Below are 21,856 nucleotides of genomic sequence, written 5' to 3' on the forward strand. Positions count from 1 at the left end.
TATTTATTAGAAAATTGGACAACCATTTTGAAGGGGGCAAGTGAAGTTGACTATACCTATTTGGGTTTATGCAGTTGTGGTTGGGATTATCATTAGCGCGTTAATGGCCATTAAAACAGGGCGGGAAGAGCGTCAGCTTGAACAAGAAGATATAGAACGTGAGGGCGAAATCTATATGATGCGGCTTGAAAAAGAAAAGGAAGCCCGAAAAGGTGAACATGCTACAAGCGAATAAAAAAACGGAAGCGCAAAATGAGGCGCTTCCGTTTTTCCGATTTTTATTGGGCTGCAGTCTGTGGTGTTAGGGCATCTTTTAAGTCTTTGTCATTAATCTTTACATTAGCGTCTTTTAATTCACGTTCCATGGCTTTATTAATCACATCGGTAGTTAACTTTTGAGATTTTACTTGATATTCAATATCTTTTTTCATTTCATCATAGGATTTTTTCTCTTTTTTATCAGTAACCTGAATAATATGGTAACCGAATTGAGTTTTTACTGGAGCACTGATTTCATTAACTTTCAGGGCATAGGCAGCCTTTTCAAAATCAGGGTCCATCTTTCCAGTACCAAACCAGCCTAAGTCGCCGCCATTTTGGGCAGAAGCTTTATCAGTTGAGTATTCTTTTGCCACATCTTCGAATTTTGCTCCGCCATCAAGCTTTTGCTTTACAGTGTTAGCAGTTGCTTCATCGGCAACGAGAATATGGCGTGCCTTAATTTCAGGTTGATAATTATCATAGTAATCCTTTAATTCTTTATCGGTTATTTTAATGTCTTTCATCGCCGCTTTTTCCTGCAGCATGCCAAGCTTCATTGTTTTCTTTAGGTCGGCTTCACTTTTATAACCATATTGAGCCAAGGTCATTTCAAAGTTTGAGCCAAGGTCCTCTTTGATTTGTTTAATTTTGTCATCTAATTCTTTGTCGGTTACTTTGTACTTTTTAGAAAGAACCTTTTCATAGACAAGCTGCTGTAATGCCTGATTGCCGAATTTATCCTTCATTGCCTTGTAAAGATCCTCTTGTGTTACATCCCCAGCTTTGCTCTCTGCAACCGTTTCCGAACCATTTTGATTACATGCACTTAAGGCAAGGATTGAGCTTGCAAGCGTTAGGGCCATTATCCATTTTTTCATGATGAATCTCTCCTAAATAGTTAAATTCTTATGGGTTTTTGTCCACATCCTTAACTATAACATAAATGGCAACTCCTGCAAAAAATTAAAAGGATTATCATTTCAAAAATTTACAAGCCCATTCATGTCTTTTCCAAAAAAATAAGATAAGAGCCTAGTCGAATTAGAGGGAGGTTGAATAGTATATCGTAGAAACGGAAAGGAGGCAAAAATATGTCTGGTGGAGCAGGTTACGGTGCAGGCTTTGCGTTAATCGTTGTTCTTTTCATTTTATTGATTATCGTTGGTGCTGCTTGGGTTTGGTAATGCAGCATAAGTAAAAAGCGATGAGAGACACCTCATCGCTTGTTTTTTTACTTATACACTATGTATACAAAATTTCCAAATAGGAAGAAATTAATAAAATGGTAACAAGAACATTAATCGTACGAAACACCTTGTGCTGACGTTCTTCCGGAATTTCTTTTTGAATACATAATGAACTGGTCATTTTATTTACATAAAACAAAATAAAAATGGCAAAGACGATAAAAATGGAGATCATAAGAAATCCCTCCCCCCAGATACTGTTCCATTTTACCTTACCAAATAATTTATTAAAAAGATAGTCAAAAAGAATGGAAGGTTTTCAGATTTTTATGCCAAATAAGTAAATACTGAAATACGTTTATCCAAGTCCCAAAAAGGTGAATAATATGGAAAAGGGGGGCTTTTCATGGATAAATATGAAATACTGGCAGAAAAAATAAATATGCTTGAATTTCATCAAAAGCTGTTGTTAGAGGTAGTGGATCATCCGTCCAAGAAGTTCAATCGACTGATCATTGAATCCGGTCTTAAGGAATCAGAAGTGAATCATTTTTATTCCATATGTGATAAACTGAGCAAAAAATTGGAAGAACAAAAAGCGGAAGGGTACGTATACTTTCATCCGCTTTTTGATGAGCTTTCGATCTCAATGCCCGACAAACTGGATATCGGACAAACCATCAAAGCATGTCTATCACAGAATTTATACAAATCACTTTTTCAGGAATTTGAAAAATTTATTTAGCCTGGTTAGGCAAGTTCTTGTTCTTTTTCCTCTGATTTTTTTAGCTTCCCGTCTTCTTCCACAAACCTACTTTCAAGATTATGGAAGGAACGTTCAAAAATCTCCATGAAGTCCTGTCCATAAATATTCCGGATAATCGCCATCATTTCAATGATGTCCGGAAATTTCCCGTATAATTCCCTTAAAGGCAGTGCGCCGGTAAATGCTGAGTAGGCATTTGGATCATAGGTTTCCATTAACTGCAGGAGAATGTTTTCACCCTCTGGTGTCAATTGAATATACGTATTCCGTTTGTCATTTTCCTTTTTAGAAAATTTCAGCAAGCCTCGTTCTTCTAATTTTTTTGAAAAGTTAAAAGCTGTTGAGACATGCATGACACCAAATTTGGCTACATCGGATATAGATGCACCGTTCAAATGGTAGGCAATCCAAAGAATGTGGTGTTCATTGATATTTAAATCATACGGTTTTATCCATTGCTGCCAGTCTTTTTCAATCGATTTCCATAACGCCTTGCTTAATTGCGCAATTCTTTGACTAAAAATCATTGCTTCCTTGGCCGAATATTGTTTCTCCGTCATCTCCATTTTCACCTACTTTATTATTACTCTATTTTCATTATGCCAATAAAATAAAAATTAATAAAGAAAAAATTCACAAAATTTTTAGAAATTACGATAATTTTATATTGAAATTAAGATTGTTTAAAAGATTTCTATTTTATTATAATTGATTTATAAGAAAAATGGAAACTTTTTGAATATTTTTGTTAAAAATTTAATTTACTTATATAGTGTTACTAAATTTTTCATAGGTATGGACAGAAAAACATATAAATAGTTACAACATCAATTGAAAATTGGAATCCTGCAGGGGGATCTTGCTATGAAAAGTGCAGCTATCATGTTTTTTGTTCTAAGTGCCATTTTTTTCATGGGTACTGGTAAGTTTGTCATTGATTTAACGAGACCAGGTGTATATCCGCCTAAACAAATAATAAAGAAAAGGGCAGCTGTCTGCGCTAGCGGCGGGGGAATCTTTTTATTGTTAGCCTTATTGTTTACCTATTTTTTCTAAAGTGAATTTAAGAAAAGAACCCTTAAGGGTTCTTTTCTTAACGTACCTGTCATTACTTTTCAATGACGGAAACAGTTGATGATTTAGTTCTTTTAGCAATCGATTGCGCGATTGGGTAAAGGATAACCATTGTAACGGTATTGATGGCAGCAGCAGGTAAAACAGCTACGCCAAACAGCGCGGCAAATGGGCCAGGCAGACCAACCAAGAAATAGGCAGATGTTAAAAAGACTGTTCCGGATACGATCGTTCCTATCGCTGTCAAAACACCAACACTTACAATAGAGCTGCGGTATTTTTTTAATGCTAAAAATAATCCGAAGAAAACTAATGCAGTGACGGGCTTATCAATGATATTTGGAAACTGCCCACCAGGGAACTGAGTGGTGATTGCAGATAATACTCCTGTTACAATCGCCAAAAGCATAACGCTTTTGATTTCCGGAATAAGAATAATTCCTAAGAACATCATCGCCAGCATCATATCTGGTTTAATCGTCAGGAACGCCGGCATTACCGCGTGCAGCACAAATCCAATCGCCGCTAAAAGTGCTAAAATGACAAGGTTTTTTGTTTTCATTTCTCATCTCTCCTCTGCTCTTCTAAAGCTTTTTTCCTCCTGCAGTGCACTCATTGCCTGCAGCGAAGAATTTATACACATTATAGCATATTACGATAATAATAATAAAGAAATAATTTTCAGATAACTTACTGTACGGGCCTATAATTTCTTGGCAATATTGGCTGCCATTTCCTGGAGCAGTTGTGGTGTATAGTCACTTTGATTATTTTTCCAGACTACACCAAGGCCATCTCCTTTGCCATAACGAGGAATTAAATGCATGTGGTAATGGAAAACAGTCTGTCCAGCTAACTCGCCATTATTGTTAATGGTATTTAAACCGGCCGGTTCAAATTCCTGTTTTAAAGCGTTGGCAATGACAGGGACCACTTCGAATAGGTTTCTGGCGATTTCGGGCGTCAGTTCAAAGACATTTTCTTTATGTATCTTTGGGATGACCAGTGTATGACCTTTTGTCACCTGACTGATGTCCATAAAGGCTAGGACATGTTCATTTTCAAATACTTTTGCGGAAGGAATTTCACCATTAACAATTTTACAGAAAATACAATCGTTCATTTTTGGGACCAGCCTTTCATTATATTTTGTATATTTTACCATAGAATTCTTTCGCAAAAAAGAAAAGAGCAGGATTCGCTTAGAATCCCGCCCTCTCGAAGGGGAAATTGCTTCAAATTTGACGTTCAATAGGAGTGTTCTTTGATAAACACCTCATTTTACAGTAGAGTGTTGTTATAAAGAAACATCATTGTTCAAGCTGACCATCCCCTATTTGTTTTTATCGGTTTTCTTACCTTTAAAAACGGACGATGTCTGCGACAAACACCTCATTTTCAGTTTTTTATCCAAAAACCTGGTGTTATTTGAACTCAAAATGGTTACCATGCACATTGTACAATACAACCATCCCCTTGTTTTGAAACGTTTTTAGAAGCTTCTGGGTTTGAAACGGATATTGTCTTTTGTAGACACCTCATTTCAAGTGGTTGATGAATCACTTCATCAATTGAACTCCCCTTCGAATATTATGATGTCCGATTGAAAAGGAAATATACAAATAAAATTGAATTTCTATTTTTATTTAAAACGATTTGATAAAATAAAGGAAATCATTAAGGGAAGGACTTAAAAAAATGTCTTTATTAACGATTGAAAATCTAGTTGGCGGTTACACAAAGAATCCGGTCTTAAAAGACGTTTCTTTTGAGGTGAACGAAAAAGAAATGGTTGGCCTAATTGGCTTGAATGGCGCAGGAAAGAGCACAACCATTAAGCATATCATCGGATTAATGGAACCACATCAAGGTGTCATAAAAATAAATGGACAAACCATCACAGATCATAAAGAGGCATATCGTAAAATGTTTACGTTTGTTCCGGAAACACCAATTTTATATGAAGAATTAACATTGGAGGAGCATTTACGCTTAACGGCGATGGCTTATGGACTTTCTGAAACGGACTATAAAGCCCGCGTTTCTCCATTGCTCACTGAATTTCGGATGGAGAAGCGCCTAAAGTGGTTTCCAGCTCATTTTTCTAAAGGGATGAAGCAAAAGGTGATGATTATGTGCGCATTCCTTGTGCAGCCATCGCTCTACATCGTAGACGAGCCGTTTGTCGGCCTCGACCCGCTCGGTATCCAATCATTGCTCGATTTAATGAAGAAAATGAAAGAAAATGGGGCGGGAATCTTAATGTCGACCCATATTCTAGCCACTGCGGAAAAATATTGCGACCGGTTTGTTATTTTGCATGAAGGGAAAATTCGGGCAAAAGGGACACTTACAGAGCTTAGGGAGCAATTTTCGATGCCGGCCGCGTCATTAGATGACATCTATATTCAGTTAACAAAGGAAGAACATTATGTTTAATGCGGTGAAACTTTGGAAGGAACGGGCAGGCCGGCGTGTTAAGGATTTGAGCACGTATCTTCGCTATATTTTTAATGGCCATCTTGTCATTGTTTTATTGTTTCTGATTGGCAGCGGTGCTTATTATTATCAGGAGTGGATTAAAACTTTATCAACTGATTTTCCGGCGGAAATTATTCTAGCCCTGTTTATCAGTTTTTTCTTAACATACAGCCCAGTTTATAGCTTTTTATTGGAAGCGGATAAGGTATTTTTGCTTCCGTTAGAAGATAAATTAAAGGGGTATTTTCTTCGTTCCGGATTCGTAAGCTTTATTTTTCAAGGTTACATACTCTTACTCATTTTTGCAGTTCTTATGCCAATGTATGCCCATATAAGCAGCACTGGCTTTCGCTTATTTTTCCCGTTTCTTATTGTTCTTTTTGTCATCAAGGGATGGAATCTATTAGTCAGCTGGCGGATTTCTTACTTTGTTCAGACATCAGTACATAGATGGGATCTGACCGTCAGATATTTCATTAATCTCTCGCTAACCTATTTACTGTTTAAACAGGCAAATTTTGTAGTCCTTTTGGTCATTGCTTTGATTATGGTCTTGTATTATTTCTTTTTCCATAACAGAACAAAAGCCCTAGGGTTAAAATGGGATTTATTAATTGATCAGGAAGAAAAAAGAATGGCTTCCTTTTATCGGCTTGCAAATATGTTTACAGATGTGCCGAAACTAAAGGATACGGTGAAAAGAAGAAAATGGCTGGATTTCCTCCTGAGGGGGATTCGCTTTTTACAAGAAAAAACGTATCTCTATTTGTATGCACGGACTTTTTTGCGGTCATCGGATTATCTCGGACTATTTGTCCGCTTAACGGTTATTGGTATACTAGGGATTTATTTTATTTCGTTTGGATTGGGACAAATTCTCATCAGTATTTTGTTTTTATATTTAACTGGATTTCAACTGCTTCCGCTTATCCATCACCACCAAAACAAGCTGTGGGTCGACCTTTATCCGGTTGCTGAAAAACACAAGCATGATGATTTTCATTTATTGCTGATGGTCATTTTAACAATCGAAAACATTGTTTTTGCTCTGTTTATTTTTCTGAAGGGAGAAATATCCCTGGCATTATTGGAACTTGCCGCAGGCCTATTGTTTAACTTCTTATTTGTTTATTTTTACAGTAAAAATAGAATGAAGGATAAAATGCCCCCCCTTTGAGTTTGGCTAGCAGTTTTACTTGTGAGGTGCAAATAGGTTAAGCACAACACTAACCACATAGCAAATCACAGTATATTGCACAGTCCATAAGGCTTTGAGATGAAAATATCTCTAAGCCTTATTTTCTTTATCTGACTAAAACAACCGTAAGTTGTACAAGTTCATTAGACAGAGTTTGATAAATAAGGGGAAAAATTTCCCTTAAATAGCAAATAAGATTAAGAATAACTTAAATAGGCGGAGAAATTTCCCCTATTGACTCAAAAAACTTCAGTATTGGGGATTTTGCTTTGTTTAAGCGGAAAACCTTCCTTTATTTACGCCGGAATGAGCCCTATTCTCCATTTAGCGGAAAAATCTTCGCTTATTTTATTATCACTAGTTACTCAATTAAGAATAAGACTTCTAATGTTTCAAAAAAATCAAGTGAACCTCATTCAGATGCATTGGGTGAGTTTAAAAAATTCACACACCCTCCAATAATTATTTCATATCTTGTGATTTACTATGTGAATTAGAAGCTGATAAGCAATTAAAACTTTCTAAAATGGTGATAAATCAATAAAAATCGCACTGTAAATCATATTGTGAATTCAAGTGTGTTTTGCTGTGTGGTTTCTAAAGTAAACTCGTTAAATCTTTGGCAAGGGGGTTTTTTTTGAAACCAAACGGCTGATTCTTACGTATTTACGCATAAAATTAGTATGGCGAGGTGAGGTTTGATGAACGATTATGAATTAAAGGTATATGATGAAGTTCAAGACTGGAAACGAAAATTGATAAGACGGTCGGGAATGATGAATAGGATCTCGAAAAAGGCGCAAGGGAAAATCAATGAAATCATCCCCGAAAAAGTTCATGAAGTCATGACGGACAGCATAAAAACGATGGTAAAGGCAACTCTATTTGGTTCACAAATGACCACCAACCGAAATGCTGCAGAAGGGTTAACTCTTGAAGAAAGAGATGAATTAGTCCGCAAAAAAATTTCCACCTACCAAAAAACAGCGATGGTGGAAGGGGCCGGCACTGGTGCGGGTGGGATTTTGCTGGGGCTGGCAGACTTCCCTTTGCTGTTAACCATCAAGATGAAGTTCTTATTTGATGCAGCCTCCGTTTACGGCTTCAATACGAAGGAATATGAGGAAAGGTTATTTATTCTTCATGTCTTTCAGCTTGCTTTTTCAAGCGATGAAATCCGCAGAAACACGTTATCTGAGATTGAAAACTGGGAGGAGCGAAAGCAGGTACTTGTGGAAATGGACTGGAGGAAGTTCCAGCAGGAATACCGGGATTATATTGATTTTGTCAAAATGCTTCAGCTTGTTCCGGGGATCGGCGCCTTTGTTGGGGCATACGCCAATAACAACCTAATGAAAACATTAGGCGAAACGGCGATGAACGCTTATCGGTTAAGAATTTTGCAAAAAGCCCCTGAGCTTTAAAAGTTCAGGGGTTTCGCTTTAGTCTCTGTGAACGGTGATTGCTGCTGTTCCCAATGTCTTGGCAGCAATCAGCATTGCTTTTTCATCGATATCAAATCGTGGATGGTGATGCGGGTAGGCATCGTCATCGCTTTCCGGTTTCGCACCAGTAAAGAAGAAGGTCCCAGGAACCTTTTGCAAATAATAGGCAAAATCTTCTCCTCCCATATCCGGTTCGGTCTCTTCAATGAATTTTACCTCGGCAACATCCTTGGCACATTCAGCCAAAAACGCGGTTTCCTTTTCATGATTCACTACTGGAGGATAACCTCGATAATATTTATAGTCGTAAGTGCTGCCTGACATATAGCATGTGCCGTGAATGATTCGTTCAATTTCTTCCTCAATAAAGCTTCTAAGCTCTTCTTTGAAAGTACGGACCGTTCCGACTAGATGTGCTTTATCGGCAATGACGTTAAAGGCATTTTGCGCGGTAAAGGAACCGATGGTAACAACGGCCGAATCAATCGGATTGACCTTGCGACTGACGATTTGCTGCAGATTTAAAACCAACTGTGAGGCTATCACGATTGCATCTTTTGTTGTATGCGGCTGTGCGCCATGACCGCCTTTTCCTTGGATTTTGATTTCAAATCGGTCTGGCGCCGCCATGAAAGGGCCAGTTCGATATTGAATCGTACCAGTTGGCACGCTTGCCCATAAGTGGGTGCCAAAGATCACATCCACACCTTCTAGGCAGCCATCCTCGATCATCGAAATGGCACCACCTGGGGCATATTCTTCGGCATGCTGGTGAATAAACACATAGGTTCCTTCGAGATTGTCCTTAAGTTCATTCAATGCTTTGGCAAGGAGCAGGAGGGTGGCGGTGTGCCCGTCATGTCCGCAAGCGTGCATAACTCCTGGCACTGTTGATTTATATGGGACATCATCCTTTTCATCCTGAATCGGCAGGGCATCAAAATCGGCTCGTAATGCCACGGTTTTACCCGGCTTTTTACCATAAACCTTTGCCACTACACCGTTCCCGCCGACATTGCTGTTCACTTCAATTCCAAGTTTTTCATAAAAGGAAACAATAAATTTGGCCGTTTCGTATTCTTGATAGGATAGTTCCGGATGCTGGTGAAGATGTCGGCGGATGGAGACCATTTCTTCATAGGAATTTTCTAATTTAGCAAACAATTCATCTAACATATGTAAATCCCCCTCTTAGTCTTTACTAGCTAATAAGAAAGCATAAGTGCAACTACGCCTTATGAACCGCCCTTAGGGCTCGCCAATCGGCGAGTTTTCTTTAGAAATAAATAGCCTCTTTTTCATACTATTTTAACATTTATATAAGATATGGAACAAATAGAAGAGGCTGAAGATTTTCAGCCCCATTTAGATAGTTAGATTAGAAACATTGCCGCTATCGTGGTCACCACAAGGCCGATCACGACCGGAACGAGATTTCGCCGAGCAAGTTCGAAGGGGTCAACATTACAAATTGCCGCCGCCGGGATGAGGGCCCAAGGGACAAGGGTTCCACCGCCAACCCAGATGGCGGCGATTTGACCTAGCGCTGTCAGGGTAGCCGCCCCTTTTCCAATCGCGACGGCAAAAAGAGCAGCAACTGAACCTGCTAGTGAGATACCGGAAAATCCTGAGCCGTCAAGTCCGGTAATGGCACCAACAGCAGTCAGAGTAACGGCTCCAACCGCCTTGCTTAACGGAACGATGTTAGCAAGTGCCAGACCTAGGTCGTTGACAATGCCTTGAGATGCTTTCGGCAGATATTCTCCGATGATTTTCGTAAAGCCGGCATCTCCCAAGTAGAAGAAAGCGGCAATTGGAATGACTGGACCAAAGACTTTAAAACCAAATTGGAAGCCTTCAATCAAGTAACTTGTTGTTTTTTCAAGACCTTCATTTTTGAAACTTGTCAATGAGATTAACAGAAGAATTAAAATCGAGGTTCCGCCAATTAAGGCTGTTGCATCTCCACCGGTTAAATCAAGGATTGTCATTGCAGCAACGTCAGCGGCAAATAATAAAGGAACTATTATGGCAAAGAATCGTTTCTGGGAGAGAGAAAGCAGCCCCTGCTGTGTGGTTTCAGCTTCAGAAGCGGAGATAATCGATGTATCGGCCTTCAGAATTCCCCGCTTCATGTCACGGCGCAGGAAGTAAAAGGCCGCAATCGTTGTCACAATACCCATGATAAATACTAAAGGAATGCTGGCATCAATGACATCTTGGATGGGTATCCCGGCGGCATCAGATGTTAGTTTCGGTGCAGCCTGAATGACAAAATCACCCGATAAAGCAATTCCGTGCCCGAATAGGTTCATGGCCATGGCAACGCCCAAAGCAGGGAGCCCAGCCCTAATGGCAACAGGAAGAAGGACGGCACCGAGCAAAGCTACCGCGGGTGAAGGCCAAAAGAACCAGGAGATGACCATCATTAAAATTCCGATTGTCCAGTATGCTAATGCCGGGTTGCGAATCAGCTTCCGGAAAGGCGAAATCATCACATCATTGATCCCTGTTGTGGTTAACGTATGGCTCATCGCCACAATGATGGAGATGACAAGGATCGTGGACAATAATTCTGTTATCGCATATGCAAAACTATTAAAAATGCTGCTTATCGCATGGCTTAAACTGCCTGTGGCGATAAGACCAATTAAGAAAATACCGGCAATGCAGACAATTGTCGTGTCTCGTCTCATGACCATAAAACCAATAATCAGTGCAATAAAGACGACATATATCCAATGAAGAGCAGTAAGCTCCACGAGCATAAAATTAACCTCCTTTCTTTCATCCATGGACTTTTGTAATAGGTATCTGCCCGGCTGGATGTAATACAGAATATGAATTTGCTTAAAAGAGGTGAGCGGGAGGAAAAACAAAATTTTTAAACCGTGGAAAGGAAAAAGGAATGGCTAGATTCTCCATTCCTTTTGAAAAATTAATCTTCAATTGTGTAGCTGCTGATATAGGGTGCACTTTCGAATATGTTTGGAAGATCGTCATTCTCGGGATTGTTTTTATCCCCTTCAAGAAATGAATTCGTGACATGCCAATCTTCAAAAGATTTTTCATCGGTCCACACAATCATAATTATATATGTATTTGAAGCCAAGGGGCGGAGCCCGCGAAGGGCGATAAAACCAGGTGTGCCTTCCAGTTTCCTGCTCTGATTTTTTAGGTGATGTTCAAATATGGGGTGTCCTTCAGGTGTAACGGGAATATTTTTCATCACAACAAACCCTTCGCCACTCATTTCCCCGATTGATTCAAAGACTTCATATTTCCTTGGTTCATTAAAAACGGTTTTTCCGGCAGTTTCATGGAATAATAATGCTCCATTTGCACTGCTCATCATCATAATTTTTTCAGCGGGATATTTCGCTTTAATCGTTTTTAAAAAATCGAGCGTTCCGCTGGTAATATATACGGTCATTTTTCAAATCCTCCTTAAGCTCATCTTAAGTAATAGCTTATGCAAAAACTATTTTCTTATTTAAACTCATTTTCAAACGTAAAAATCGACTTTTTTTTGACAAAAGTAATCGTTTGCTATGCAGAGGAGGAAATTATCGATATAGTGAAGACAACTGTGTATGAAAGAAAGTTTTTAAAATCTTGTTCTGTATATTAAAATGGTAAACAGAATGTCTTGAAAGGTGGACTTATTTTTATGGCAAAGCCTATTAATGAAACATTTTTAAAAGCAGCTCGGGGAGAGAAGACGGATTATGTTCCAGTTTGGTACATGCGCCAGGCAGGACGTTCACAGCCGGAATACCGGGAAATTAAAGAAAAATACTCTCTATTTGAAATCACTCATCAGCCGGAATTGTGTGCATATGTCACCCGTCTGCCTGTTGACCAATATAATGTTGATGCCGCGATTTTGTACAAGGATATCATGACACCTCTTCCGGCCATCGGGATGAATGTGGAAATCAAAGGCGGCATCGGTCCGGTCATTGACAATCCCATTCGTTCGCTTGGGGATGTGGAAAAACTAGGGGAATTGAATCCTGAAGAAGATATTCCTTATGTCATCGATACGATTAAATTATTGACAGAGGAACAATTATCCGTGCCGTTAATCGGATTTTCCGGTGCTCCATTTACGCTGGCCAGTTATATGATTGAGGGCGGTCCTTCGAAAAATTATAATAAGACAAAAGCGTTTATGTACGCTGAGCCAAAGGCCTGGTTCGCGTTGATGAATAAACTAGGCGATATGGTCATTACATACGTAAAAGCGCAAATCAAAGCCGGAGCACGCGCTATTCAAATTTTTGATTCATGGGTTGGCGCTGTAAATGTGGAGGATTACCGTTATTTTATTAAACCAGTCATGAACCGGATTTTTTCTTCATTAAGAGAAGAGAATGTTCCATTAATCATGTTCGGTGTCGGCGCAAGCCACCTGGCATTGGAATGGAATGACCTGCCGCTGGATGTTGTCGGTCTTGATTGGCGTCTGCCAATCCGCCAAGCACGGGAAATGGGGATTCAGAAAACAGTCCAGGGAAATCTTGACCCAGCGATCCTTTTGGCTCCATGGGAAGTAATTGAAGAGAGGGCAAAAGCCATTTTAGATCAGGGAATGGAACAAGGCGGATATATCTTTAATTTAGGCCACGGGGTATTCCCGTCTGTTAATCCGGAAAACCTAAAAAAACTTACGGCTTTTATTCATGAATATTCAGCAGCGAACAACGGCAGATAACCTGTTGCATTAAGCTTTTTATTGGTATTAAGAGCAGATTTTTGGCAAAATAAAAGAGCTATTAAAAAGGGCCATGAGGGATGTCAGGTTGAGACCGCACAAGCCTTGTGGCCCTATCCCTAATTAAAGGAATACGGAAAATTACATATGAGGTGCAAACGATGACGAAAAAGAAAATGGGCTTGCTGGTGATGGCATACGGTACCCCCTACAATGCAGACGACCTGGAAAGATACTATACCCATATCCGGCATGGGAGAAAACCAACTCCGGAAATGATTGAGGACCTACGTAACCGCTATGAAGCGATTGGCGGGATTTCACCTTTGGCAAAAATCACCCTTGAACAAGGTGAAAAGCTAGAAGCATATTTAAATAAAATTCAAGATGAAGTCGAATTTAAAATGTATCATGGCTTAAAGCATATTGAGCCGTTTATTGAAGATGCCGTTAAACAGATGCATGAGGACGGCATAAAAGAGGCAGTAAGTATCGTCCTTGCCCCGCATTTTTCAACTTTCAGCGTAAAATCCTATAATGGCAGAGCGGTTGAAGAGGCAGAAAAATTAGGAGGACTTACGATAAAAACAATTGAAAGCTGGTATCAGGAACCAAAGTTTATTTCTTACTGGGCGGATAAGCTCAAACAAACCTTTGAACAAATGCCTGAAGAAGAAAAGGATCATGCGGTGCTGATCGTTTCCGCTCACAGTCTGCCGGAAAAAATTCTTCAGTTTGGGGATCCATATCCAAAACAGCTGCAAGAAACTGCGGATTTAATTGCTGCTGAAGCGGGAGTAAAGAATTATGTGATTGGCTGGCAAAGTGCAGGAAATACGCCGGAGCCATGGTTAGGACCTGATGTTCAAGATTTAACGAGAGATTTATATCATAACCATCACTATAAGGCATTCGTCTATGCACCAGTTGGATTTGTTTCGGACCATCTTGAGGTTCTATATGATAATGATTATGAATGTAAGGCTGTTACCCGTGAATTGGGCGTGAGCTACTATCGACCGGAAATGCCTAATGCAAAGGAAGAATTCATTGATACATTGTCAACCGTCATCTTAAAGAAGTTAGCGGATTAGGAACTTGAAAATTCAATTTGAAGAAGGTGACGTCAGGTGGCAGAAGAAAAACAGAAGGTAATTATTATTGGTGGGGGAGCTGCCGGTTTGACCGCAGCCTATTATCTTCAAAAAGAAGTTAAGGAGAAAAATCTCCCGCTCGAGATCCAACTTATTGAAGCCTCGCACCGACTCGGCGGAAAAATGCAGACTGTTGTAAGAGACGGTTTCACCATTGAAAGAGGTCCGGATTCCTTCTTGGCCAGAAAAACGAGTATCATCCGGCTGGCGAAGGAAGTTGGGATGGACGATCAATTAGTACCAAACTCAACTGGGAAATCCTATGTTTTGGTGAATGAAAAGCTCCATTCCATGCCGGGCGGCTCGATCATGGGAATCCCGACCGAAGTGGGGCCATTTATGACAACGGGCCTATTTTCCATTCCAGGGAAGCTGAGAGCAGCGGCCGATTTAATATTGCCCCGCTCTGAAAGTGGAAAAGACCAAGCATTAGGTCATTTTTTTAGAAGGCGGTTGGGCGATGAAGTGGTCGAGAACTTAATTGAACCGCTGCTTTCAGGAATTTACGCAGGCGATATCGATCAAATGAGTTTGATGGCCACCTTTCCGCAATTTTATGAGGTGGAACAGAAGCACCGCAGCCTGATATTGGGGATGAAAAAATCAACTCCGGCACAGCCAAAACAGCAGGGTGATAAAGGGAAATCAAAAAAAGGAGGATTCCTCACCTTTAGAACAGGCTTGCAATCGTTTGCTGAAACGATTGAAGCAAAATTAGATGCCAGCTCGGTTTTAAAAGGGCATCGGGTGGAGAACATCGCTCGGGTAAATAATAAATATGAGGTTTATCTGAACAATGGGGAATGCCTGACAGCTGATAGTATTATTGCTGCTACCCCTCACAAAATAACGCAGGCGATGTTTTCGGATTATCGTTTTTTTGAACCTTTGAAATATGTTCCCTCGACTTCCGTTGCCACAGTTGCCTTGGCCTTCCCGGAAGAGGCCATAAATGAGGACATAGATGGGACTGGCTTTGTCGTTTCTAGAAACAGTGATTATACCATAACGGCCTGTACCTGGACACATAAAAAATGGGAGCATTCTACGCCGGAGGGAAAAGTTTTGCTTCGCTGTTATGTAGGCAGGGCTGGGGATGAAACGGTCGTTGACTTATCCGATGACCAAATTGTTAAAATCGTACTTGATGACTTAAACAAAATCATGCAAATTAATATGAGTCCTGATTTTGCCGTCATTTCCCGCTGGAAAAACTCGATGCCTCAATATACGGTCGGGCATAAACAGCGGCTCACTTCCATTCTGGAGGCTATGAAACAAGAACTGCCTGGCGTATTTTTAGCTGGAGCATCCTACGGCGGTGTCGGCGTCCCGGATTGTATCGACCAAGGTGAAGCTGCCGTTAAAAATGTACTAGAATATTTAAACAACAAAGGAAGCTGAACTTAAAACCAGCTTCTTTTTTTAGCTAATATGAAAGTATAAATTCAACTACATCTCTGTCTTCGTCCTATCGGACTCGCCAATCGACGAGTTTTCATTTAATTTTTCTTGTCAACAAATTAAAATGGGAGTATACTCATTAAGTAATTAATGACTGAAATGTTCATATGGTCATTTTATGAGTGATTTATTTAGGATTGTCTGCTGGATAGTCCTTCTTTTTAGAACACAAATGACCAAATGAACAAATTAGTCAATAATAGAGAGGAGGATAAGGTTGAAACCAAACCTATTAAAGGCTGAACTATCAACTATTCTTAAAAATAGAAAAATCTTAATCCCGATCATTGCGGTCATGCTGGTCCCGGTGTTATATGCTGGCATGTTCCTTTGGGCATTTTGGGATCCATACGCCAAACTGGACCATTTGCCTGTTGCCATAGTTAATGAAGATAAAGGGGCGACACTTGACGGAGAAAAGCTGAAGCTTGGCAATGACCTAGTGCGAAAACTAGAGAAAAGCAAGGAGTTTGGCTTTGAATCGGTTGGCAAAAGTGAGGGTTATAAAAAGCTCAAGGAACAAAAATATTATATGCTGATTGAAATTCCGAACGATTTTTCGGAAAATGCTACCACATTAATGGACGACCAACCGAAAAAACTAACATTAACCTATGTCCCAAACGAAGGCTATAACTTCTTATCAGCCCAAATTGGCGGAACGGCCGCGGAAAAAATAAAAACCGCAGTTTCTGAAAAGGTAACAGAAACGTATGCTGAGACTATTTTTTCTAAAATAACCGATCTTGCTGGCGGAGTTGAAAAAGCAAGTAATGGTGCGGGCCAGTTGAGTGACGGTTCTGAAGAATTAACTCAAGGCTCGAAAGACCTTTACGCTGGGCTGGCAACGCTTGCTGAAAAATCGATTGAATTTGATAACGGCATGAAAACGGCAGATGCAGGATCGGATAAGCTTGCATATGGCTCATCTAAGCTTAGCGCCGGTTTGTCTGAGGTGGATTCCAATCTTCCAAAGCTTGTTGCCGGAACAAAGGAGGCCTATGCGGGTGCTGCGCAATTGAAACAGGAGCTCCCTGCTGGAATTGCGAAAGAAATCAATAACCAATTGAGCGGCAGTGTTGTGGAATTAAATAATGGGATAAACAATTTTGAATCCCAGTTATCCACGTCATTAATTGAACAAATGGCTGACCAGACTGCTGGACAAATTTATCAACAAAAGCAAGCCATGAATCAAATAGCTCAAAGCCTACTCTCAAGTGGGAAATTTACTCCGGCTGAAGTGCAAAGCATGATGGGGCCAATCATTGAAAATCAAACAAAGGCGCTTGTTGCCAGCGGTATCCCAGAACAGTATGCACAGCAGATTATTCAAGCGGAATCAAAGGAACAAATCAAGGCTATCGTAAAGCCGATTGTATCTGCCAAGCTGACCTCCAATTTGGGTGCAGGGTTTGATACGTTTAAAACAGAGTTGACTGGTAAGCTATCAGGAGCAACGTCAGGCCTTGAAGAAAAAATCGCCAGCCAGACAAACCCATACTTTGATCAATTGTTATCAGGTATCGGAACGATCAACCAAGGGCAGCAGGCCCTACAGGCAGGGGTCCATCAATTATATTTAGGCTCTAATGAGTTAAACGGCGGTGCGGGCAGTCTCTCAACCGGGATGAAGCAATTAACCGTAGGTGCCGATGCCATCACTACTGGTGCCGGACAGCTGGCAGATGGCTCGGAGCAGTTAAAAGATGGAGCAGGAAAACTGTCTGATGGTGCCAAGGAGTTGGCGGATAAATTGAAAGAGGGTTCCGATGAGGCTGCAAAGGTTCACACAGACAACAAAACCTATGATATGATGGCAAAACCGGTCAAACTGGATAAGGAAAGTTTAAATACTGTACCAAACTATGGAACAGGGTTTGCGCCATACTTCCTATCATTAGGATTATTTGTTGGTGCCCTATTATTATCGATTGTCTTCCCAATTAGAGATGCTGCCATCCGACCGGCAAACGGTTTTAATTGGTTTGCCAGCAAATTTGCCATTATGGCAGGTATCGGAATAATCCAGGCATTGATTGCTGATGCAATCCTTCTGTTTGGATTAAACCTTGAAGTTCAAAGCATGCCAAAGTTTATTTTGTTTTCCATCATCACAAGCTTAACTTTTATTGCGTTAATCCAATTGCTTGTATCAGTACTTGCAGATGCCGGGCGGTTTATCGCGATTATCATTTTGATTTTCCAGTTAACAACAAGTGCAGGAACATTCCCGCTTGAATTGATTCCTAATTTCTTGCAGCATTTTAATGCCTTCCTGCCGATGACCTATTCGGTGCAGGGCTTTAAAGCGGTTATTTCAAGCGGTGATTTCAGCTTTATGTGGGAAAATGCCATCATTTTATTTGGCTTTATTGTTGGCTTCAGCGTATTGTCAATTGCCAACTATGCGATGAGGATGAAGCATCAATTTAAAGCAGCACATGAATAAACTTGAAAGACCAGCCTTCAACATTGATACGGCTGGTCTTTTCGTGTATGAATATAGTAAAGAGCTGCTGATAATGTACATATTAAAAATGAACTGGAATTTTGGAGGGATTTATCATGAAATTGACGGTCATCGGGTTTTGGGGCGGCTATCCGAAAAAGGATGCAGCAAGCTCAGGCTATTTACTTGAACATGATGGGTTTCGGCTGCTAGTCGATTGCGGCAGCGGAGTTCTTGCAAAACTGCCAAATATCGTTGAGCCTGAGGAGCTTGATGCGGTTATTCTTTCCCATTACCATCCTGATCATATTGCCGATATCGGTGTCCTGCAGCATGCACGTCTAATCCAAGGCTTTTTGGGAAAACAATTTCCGACCCTGCCGATTTATGGGCACCATTTTAATCAGCATGAATTTGCTAAATTAACCTATAAAACGATTACGAAAGGGATTGCCTATGAACCAAATCAGTCCCTGTCTATCGGTCCGTTTCAAGTAAGCTTTTTTAAAACAGACCATCCTGTGCCTTGCTATGCGATGAGGTTTGAGGCGGGCGGCATGTCATTGGTTTATACAGGGGATAGCGCGTTTAAAGAGGAGTTTATTCAGTTTAGCAGCAATGCAGATTTGTTGTTATGCGAGTGCAACTTTTACGGGCATCAAAACGGCAAATCAGCGGGACATATGAACAGTGTAGAGGCTGGCCGGTTTGCCCGTGAGGCAGGCGTAAAGCAATTAATTCTCACTCACCTGCCGCATTACGGGAATGTAAGTGATTTAGTTCATGAGGCATCAGGTGAATTTGCTGGTATAATAAAACTTGCAGAAGAATTTCAGACTATTCAACTTTAAAGGGGGATTTGGTGAGTATGCTGTTTATTGATAATAAAGGGATTACTGATCCGCGCATTAACCTGGCGATTGAAGAGTATGCATTAAAGAATCTTGATATTAATGAGACGTATTTATTATTTTACATAAATGAGCCATCCATCATCATTGGAAAAAATCAAAATACGATTGAAGAAATTAATACTGAATATGTGGAGAAGAACGGCATCCATGTTGTCCGCCGATTATCAGGCGGAGGGGCGGTTTATCATGATTTGGGGAATTTAAACTTTAGTTTCATCACGAAGGATGACGGTGAAAGTTTTCATAATTTCCGTAAATTTACTGAACCGGTGATTGAGGCCTTAAGAAAGTTAGGAGTAAATGCCGAGCTAAGCGGCCGTAATGATATTGAAGTAGAAGGACGGAAGATCTCTGGGAATGCACAATTTTCCACTAAGGGGAGAATGTTCAGCCATGGAACGCTGCTTTTGAATTCGGAAATGGAAAACGTTGCGTCTGCCTTAAAGGTGAAGAAAGATAAGATTGAATCAAAAGGAATCAAATCAGTCCGCGGCCGGGTTGCTAACATTTCTGAATTTTTATCGGAAAAAATAAGCATTGAGGAATTCCGCTCCCTGCTCCTTAAATATATTTTTGAAGGACAGGAAGATGTTCCTGAGTATGTGTTAACGGAAGAAGATTGGCAAAACATCAATCAGCTTTCCGAAGAAAGATATCAAAACTGGGATTGGAATTACGGAAAGTCTCCAAAATTCAATTTACAGCACTCGCACAGGTTCCCGGTTGGTTCCATTGATGTCCGGCTTGAAGTGAATAAAGGAATCATCGAGAATTGCAAAATTTATGGTGACTTTTTTGGTGTGGGCGATGTCAGTGAAATAGAACAGCGGCTTAGTGGGATTCGTTATGAAAAAAGCGAAATGGAAAGTGCGCTGGAAGATGTGGATACAACGTATTATTTTGGAAATGTTTCCAAAGAAGATTTTATTAACTTAATATACTAATTTTTGGATATAGGAAGCGTTCGAATTAAAACGCTTCCTATTTTTATTTTTTTCTGAAATTTTTAAGTATTATACTTGTATAGATAAATTTCTAGCAATATAATATATTTAGAAAATTGTTACGAATTTGTGAATGAGCATTCATTCATTTGAGGGGAGAGAGAATATGAATCTATCAACACAGCTTCATGAAACAGCCAAGGCTTCAGCCACGAAAATTGCTTACCACTTTATGGGCAAATCCAGTACATATGCCGAACTGGATGGGGCGATTACCAAGTTTGCTTCAGGCCTCGAGAAATTGGGGGTAAAACAAGGGGACCATATAGCACTATTGCTGGGGAATTCCCCGCATTTTGTCATTGGTTTGTATGGGGCACTCCGCCTAGGGGCAACAGTTATTCCGGTCAATCCGATTTATACCGCTGATGAGATCGGTTATATCCTGAATAATGGCGATGTAAAAGTGGTTGTCGGCCTTGATCTGATGATTCCATTAGCAGAAAAGGTTCATACCATGCTTCCGAAAGTGAGCCACTATATTATTTGCGAAACAGAGCAAAAGGGATTGGCACAGCCTGGTGTTGAGGGATTTTCCGTGTATCCTAAAATGAAATCGTTTACAGATGTGGTGGCATCCGGTGAATTAAGTTTCCAGGGTCCTAAACTACATGACGATGATACCGCCATTATCCTTTATACTTCAGGTACAACGGGTAAGCCAAAAGGCGCGATGCTGACACATAAAAATCTGTATAGCAATGCCAGTGATGTCGGCACTTATTTGAAAATGAATGATGCTGACCGTGTGATTACAACCTTGCCAATGTTCCACGTCTTTTGCTTAACGGTTGCTTTGAATGCACCGCTGTTAAAAGGAGCAACTCTATTGATTGCCCCGAAATTTAGCCCGAAGGATATTTTTCATCTTGCGAAAGAATATCAGGCGACGGTTTTTGCAGGTGTGCCAACCATGTATAATTTCTTATATCAATATCCGGAAGGAAGCCCTGAGGACTTAAGTTCATTACGTCTTTGCATTTCCGGCGGTGCCGCGATGCCTGTTGCCCTATTAGAAAACTTCGAAAAGAAATTTGATGTGCTCATTTCTGAAGGCTATGGTCTTTCGGAGGCCTCTCCGGTTACCTGCTTTAATCCGCTTGATCGTCCACGCAAGGCAGGTTCGATCGGACCTTCCATCGTTAATGTGGAAAACAAAGTCGTGAATGAACTTGGCGAAGAGGTTCCTGTCGGCGAGGTTGGCGAACTGATTGTCCGTGGTCCAAACGTAATGAAGGGCTATTATAAAATGCCGGAGGAAACGGCAGCGAGCATTAAGGACGACTGGCTTCATACGGGAGATATGGCAAGAATGGATGAAGAGGGCTATTTTTATATTGTTGACCGCAAAAAAGATATGATTATCGTTGGCGGCTACAATGTATACCCACGTGAAGTAGAAGAAGTCATCTATAATCATTCTGATGTTGTTGAAGTTGCGGTGCTTGGTGTTCCAGACCTGAACCAAGGAGAAGCGGTACAGGCATATGTCGTAAGTAAGAGGGCAGATCTTACGGAAGAAGAGATGATTAGCTACTGCAAGGAGCATCTTGCCAAGTATAAAGTTCCTTCTTCAGTTGTCTTTCTAGAGGAACTTCCAAAGAATACGACCGGTAAAATCTTAAGACGCGCTTTAAAGACACAGGTAGCGCAGACTGTTGGGAACTAAAACTTTTTAATGAAAAAGGCAGGCTTTTAGCTTGCCTTTTTCGAATTTATAAAGGCGAAAGGGGTGCAAG

Annotated in this window: 22 protein-coding genes; 14 read left to right on the forward strand and 8 right to left on the reverse strand. The window is 40.4% G+C overall.

Annotated features, from left to right (window positions below; all coding sequences use genetic code 11):
- Positions 1 to 40: 40 nt before the first annotated feature.
- Positions 41 to 235 carry a sporulation YhaL family protein gene (locus V5M37_RS07525; protein WP_378580821.1) on the forward strand — a complete coding sequence of 65 codons (195 nt, stop codon included), beginning with the start codon at positions 41 to 43 and terminating at the stop codon, positions 233 to 235.
- A gap of 43 nt (positions 236 to 278) precedes the next feature.
- Here the strand turns inward: V5M37_RS07525 and V5M37_RS07530 are convergent, their stop codons facing one another.
- Positions 279 to 1,139 (reverse strand): peptidylprolyl isomerase, encoded by an 861-nt coding sequence (locus V5M37_RS07530; RefSeq protein ID WP_213141072.1) that lies wholly within the window; start codon positions 1,137 to 1,139, stop codon positions 279 to 281.
- A 213-nt stretch (positions 1,140 to 1,352) separates the two neighbouring features.
- On the opposite strand from V5M37_RS07530, the gene V5M37_RS07535 reads away from it, so the two are divergent.
- The gene (locus V5M37_RS07535; RefSeq protein WP_423801450.1) at positions 1,353 to 1,445 is read left to right on the forward strand and encodes a YjcZ family sporulation protein; all 93 of its coding nucleotides are present in this window, start codon (positions 1,353 to 1,355) and stop codon (positions 1,443 to 1,445) included.
- A 58-nt stretch (positions 1,446 to 1,503) separates the two neighbouring features.
- Here V5M37_RS07535 and V5M37_RS07540 read toward each other — a convergent pair whose 3' ends face one another.
- Complete coding sequence (locus V5M37_RS07540) at positions 1,504 to 1,683, reverse strand: hypothetical protein (protein ID WP_213116688.1); 180 nt, start codon at positions 1,681 to 1,683, stop codon at positions 1,504 to 1,506.
- A 171-nt stretch (positions 1,684 to 1,854) separates the two neighbouring features.
- Between V5M37_RS07540 and V5M37_RS07545 the strand changes: the two genes are divergently transcribed.
- A complete protein-coding gene (locus V5M37_RS07545) occupies positions 1,855 to 2,193 on the forward strand; it encodes a DUF1878 family protein (protein WP_423801451.1) in 339 nt (112 codons plus the stop codon).
- A 5-nt stretch (positions 2,194 to 2,198) separates the two neighbouring features.
- Here the strand turns inward: V5M37_RS07545 and V5M37_RS07550 are convergent, their stop codons facing one another.
- On the reverse strand, positions 2,199 to 2,774 hold the full coding sequence (locus tag V5M37_RS07550) for an HTH-type transcriptional regulator Hpr (protein ID WP_423801452.1): 576 nt from the start codon (positions 2,772 to 2,774) through the stop codon (positions 2,199 to 2,201).
- Positions 2,775 to 3,078: 304 nt separating this feature from the next.
- Between V5M37_RS07550 and V5M37_RS07555 the strand changes: the two genes are divergently transcribed.
- On the forward strand, positions 3,079 to 3,270 hold the full coding sequence (locus tag V5M37_RS07555) for a hypothetical protein (protein WP_423801453.1): 192 nt from the start codon (positions 3,079 to 3,081) through the stop codon (positions 3,268 to 3,270).
- Between the two features lie 52 nt (positions 3,271 to 3,322).
- On the opposite strand, the gene V5M37_RS07560 is transcribed toward V5M37_RS07555, so the two are convergent.
- Both V5M37_RS07560 and V5M37_RS07565 read right to left on the reverse strand, forming a co-directional pair.
- Positions 3,323 to 3,850 carry a tryptophan transporter gene (locus V5M37_RS07560; protein WP_213141069.1) on the reverse strand — a complete coding sequence of 176 codons (528 nt, stop codon included), beginning with the start codon at positions 3,848 to 3,850 and terminating at the stop codon, positions 3,323 to 3,325.
- A 141-nt stretch (positions 3,851 to 3,991) separates the two neighbouring features.
- Positions 3,992 to 4,411: an HIT family protein gene (locus V5M37_RS07565; protein ID WP_423802586.1), complete on the reverse strand. Its 420-nt coding sequence runs from the start codon at positions 4,409 to 4,411 to the stop codon at positions 3,992 to 3,994.
- Between the two features lie 575 nt (positions 4,412 to 4,986).
- Here V5M37_RS07565 and V5M37_RS07570 point away from each other — a divergent pair.
- The 3 genes from V5M37_RS07570 to V5M37_RS07580 all read left to right on the forward strand — a co-directional run bounded on the left by V5M37_RS07570 (position 4,987) and on the right by V5M37_RS07580 (position 8,391).
- Positions 4,987 to 5,727 (forward strand): ABC transporter ATP-binding protein, encoded by a 741-nt coding sequence (locus tag V5M37_RS07570; protein ID WP_423801454.1) that lies wholly within the window; start codon positions 4,987 to 4,989, stop codon positions 5,725 to 5,727.
- The gene (locus V5M37_RS07575; protein WP_423801455.1) at positions 5,720 to 6,946 is read left to right on the forward strand and encodes an ABC transporter permease; all 1,227 of its coding nucleotides are present in this window, start codon (positions 5,720 to 5,722) and stop codon (positions 6,944 to 6,946) included. Before V5M37_RS07570 ends, V5M37_RS07575 begins: the two co-directional genes overlap by 8 nt.
- Before the next feature lie 722 nt (positions 6,947 to 7,668).
- Positions 7,669 to 8,391, forward strand: a complete 723-nt coding sequence (locus V5M37_RS07580) for an EcsC family protein (RefSeq protein ID WP_423801456.1) — start codon at positions 7,669 to 7,671, stop codon at positions 8,389 to 8,391.
- 18 nt (positions 8,392 to 8,409) lie between these two features.
- Here V5M37_RS07580 and V5M37_RS07585 read toward each other — a convergent pair whose 3' ends face one another.
- The 3 genes from V5M37_RS07585 to V5M37_RS07595 all read right to left on the reverse strand — a co-directional run bounded on the left by V5M37_RS07585 (position 8,410) and on the right by V5M37_RS07595 (position 11,845).
- On the reverse strand, positions 8,410 to 9,588 hold the full coding sequence (locus V5M37_RS07585; RefSeq protein WP_423801457.1) for an amidohydrolase: 1,179 nt from the start codon (positions 9,586 to 9,588) through the stop codon (positions 8,410 to 8,412).
- Positions 9,589 to 9,785: 197 nt separating this feature from the next.
- Positions 9,786 to 11,180, reverse strand: a complete 1,395-nt coding sequence (locus tag V5M37_RS07590; RefSeq protein ID WP_423801458.1) for a hypothetical protein — start codon at positions 11,178 to 11,180, stop codon at positions 9,786 to 9,788.
- 170 nt (positions 11,181 to 11,350) lie between these two features.
- A complete protein-coding gene (locus tag V5M37_RS07595) occupies positions 11,351 to 11,845 on the reverse strand; it encodes an antibiotic biosynthesis monooxygenase family protein (RefSeq protein ID WP_423801459.1) in 495 nt (164 codons plus the stop codon).
- A gap of 237 nt (positions 11,846 to 12,082) precedes the next feature.
- On the opposite strand from V5M37_RS07595, the gene hemE reads away from it, so the two are divergent.
- The 7 genes from hemE to V5M37_RS07630 all read left to right on the forward strand — a co-directional run bounded on the left by hemE (position 12,083) and on the right by V5M37_RS07630 (position 21,786).
- Positions 12,083 to 13,129 carry a uroporphyrinogen decarboxylase gene (gene hemE / locus V5M37_RS07600; RefSeq protein ID WP_423801460.1) on the forward strand — a complete coding sequence of 349 codons (1,047 nt, stop codon included), beginning with the start codon at positions 12,083 to 12,085 and terminating at the stop codon, positions 13,127 to 13,129.
- 161 nt (positions 13,130 to 13,290) lie between these two features.
- Positions 13,291 to 14,223: a ferrochelatase gene (gene hemH, locus V5M37_RS07605; protein ID WP_423801461.1), complete on the forward strand. Its 933-nt coding sequence runs from the start codon at positions 13,291 to 13,293 to the stop codon at positions 14,221 to 14,223.
- Positions 14,224 to 14,259: 36 nt separating this feature from the next.
- Positions 14,260 to 15,687: a protoporphyrinogen oxidase gene (gene hemY / locus V5M37_RS07610; RefSeq protein ID WP_423801462.1), complete on the forward strand. Its 1,428-nt coding sequence runs from the start codon at positions 14,260 to 14,262 to the stop codon at positions 15,685 to 15,687.
- A 277-nt stretch (positions 15,688 to 15,964) separates the two neighbouring features.
- Complete coding sequence (locus tag V5M37_RS07615; RefSeq protein ID WP_423801463.1) at positions 15,965 to 18,199, forward strand: YhgE/Pip family protein; 2,235 nt, start codon at positions 15,965 to 15,967, stop codon at positions 18,197 to 18,199.
- A gap of 116 nt (positions 18,200 to 18,315) precedes the next feature.
- A complete protein-coding gene (locus V5M37_RS07620) occupies positions 18,316 to 19,050 on the forward strand; it encodes an MBL fold metallo-hydrolase (protein ID WP_423801464.1) in 735 nt (244 codons plus the stop codon).
- A 17-nt stretch (positions 19,051 to 19,067) separates the two neighbouring features.
- Positions 19,068 to 20,057 (forward strand): lipoate--protein ligase, encoded by a 990-nt coding sequence (locus tag V5M37_RS07625; protein WP_423802587.1) that lies wholly within the window; start codon positions 19,068 to 19,070, stop codon positions 20,055 to 20,057.
- A 166-nt stretch (positions 20,058 to 20,223) separates the two neighbouring features.
- Positions 20,224 to 21,786: a fatty acid--CoA ligase family protein gene (locus V5M37_RS07630; protein ID WP_423801465.1), complete on the forward strand. Its 1,563-nt coding sequence runs from the start codon at positions 20,224 to 20,226 to the stop codon at positions 21,784 to 21,786.
- The last annotated feature ends 70 nt before the right edge of the window (positions 21,787 to 21,856 follow it).

The sequence above is a fragment of the Neobacillus sp. SAB-20_R2A genome (genome assembly GCF_049568635.1).
GTDB classification, from domain to species: domain Bacteria; phylum Bacillota; class Bacilli; order Bacillales; family Cytobacillaceae; genus Neobacillus; species Neobacillus citreus.

Bases quoted from the DNA above. Each gene is read 5' to 3' on its own strand.
- V5M37_RS07530 (WP_213141072.1), bottom strand. From the start codon at position 1,139: ATGAAAAAATGGATAATGGCCCTAACGCTTGCAAGCTCAATCCTTGCC.
- V5M37_RS07535 (WP_423801450.1), top strand. From the start codon at position 1,353: ATGTCTGGTGGAGCAGGTTACGGTGCAGGCTTTGCGTTAATCGTTGTT.
- V5M37_RS07540 (WP_213116688.1), bottom strand. From the start codon at position 1,683: ATGATCTCCATTTTTATCGTCTTTGCCATTTTTATTTTGTTTTATGTA.
- V5M37_RS07545 (WP_423801451.1), top strand. From the start codon at position 1,855: ATGGATAAATATGAAATACTGGCAGAAAAAATAAATATGCTTGAATTT.
- V5M37_RS07550 (WP_423801452.1), bottom strand. From the start codon at position 2,774: ATGACGGAGAAACAATATTCGGCCAAGGAAGCAATGATTTTTAGTCAA.
- V5M37_RS07555 (WP_423801453.1), top strand. From the start codon at position 3,079: ATGAAAAGTGCAGCTATCATGTTTTTTGTTCTAAGTGCCATTTTTTTC.
- V5M37_RS07560 (WP_213141069.1), bottom strand. From the start codon at position 3,850: ATGAAAACAAAAAACCTTGTCATTTTAGCACTTTTAGCGGCGATTGGA.
- V5M37_RS07565 (WP_423802586.1), bottom strand. From the start codon at position 4,411: ATGAACGATTGTATTTTCTGTAAAATTGTTAATGGTGAAATTCCTTCC.
- V5M37_RS07570 (WP_423801454.1), top strand. From the start codon at position 4,987: ATGTCTTTATTAACGATTGAAAATCTAGTTGGCGGTTACACAAAGAAT.
- V5M37_RS07575 (WP_423801455.1), top strand. From the start codon at position 5,720: ATGTTTAATGCGGTGAAACTTTGGAAGGAACGGGCAGGCCGGCGTGTT.
- V5M37_RS07580 (WP_423801456.1), top strand. From the start codon at position 7,669: ATGAACGATTATGAATTAAAGGTATATGATGAAGTTCAAGACTGGAAA.
- V5M37_RS07585 (WP_423801457.1), bottom strand. From the start codon at position 9,588: ATGTTAGATGAATTGTTTGCTAAATTAGAAAATTCCTATGAAGAAATG.
- V5M37_RS07590 (WP_423801458.1), bottom strand. From the start codon at position 11,180: ATGCTCGTGGAGCTTACTGCTCTTCATTGGATATATGTCGTCTTTATT.
- V5M37_RS07595 (WP_423801459.1), bottom strand. From the start codon at position 11,845: ATGACCGTATATATTACCAGCGGAACGCTCGATTTTTTAAAAACGATT.
- hemE (WP_423801460.1), top strand. From the start codon at position 12,083: ATGGCAAAGCCTATTAATGAAACATTTTTAAAAGCAGCTCGGGGAGAG.
- hemH (WP_423801461.1), top strand. From the start codon at position 13,291: ATGACGAAAAAGAAAATGGGCTTGCTGGTGATGGCATACGGTACCCCC.
- V5M37_RS07620 (WP_423801464.1), top strand. From the start codon at position 18,316: ATGAAATTGACGGTCATCGGGTTTTGGGGCGGCTATCCGAAAAAGGAT.
- V5M37_RS07625 (WP_423802587.1), top strand. From the start codon at position 19,068: ATGCTGTTTATTGATAATAAAGGGATTACTGATCCGCGCATTAACCTG.
- V5M37_RS07630 (WP_423801465.1), top strand. From the start codon at position 20,224: ATGAATCTATCAACACAGCTTCATGAAACAGCCAAGGCTTCAGCCACG.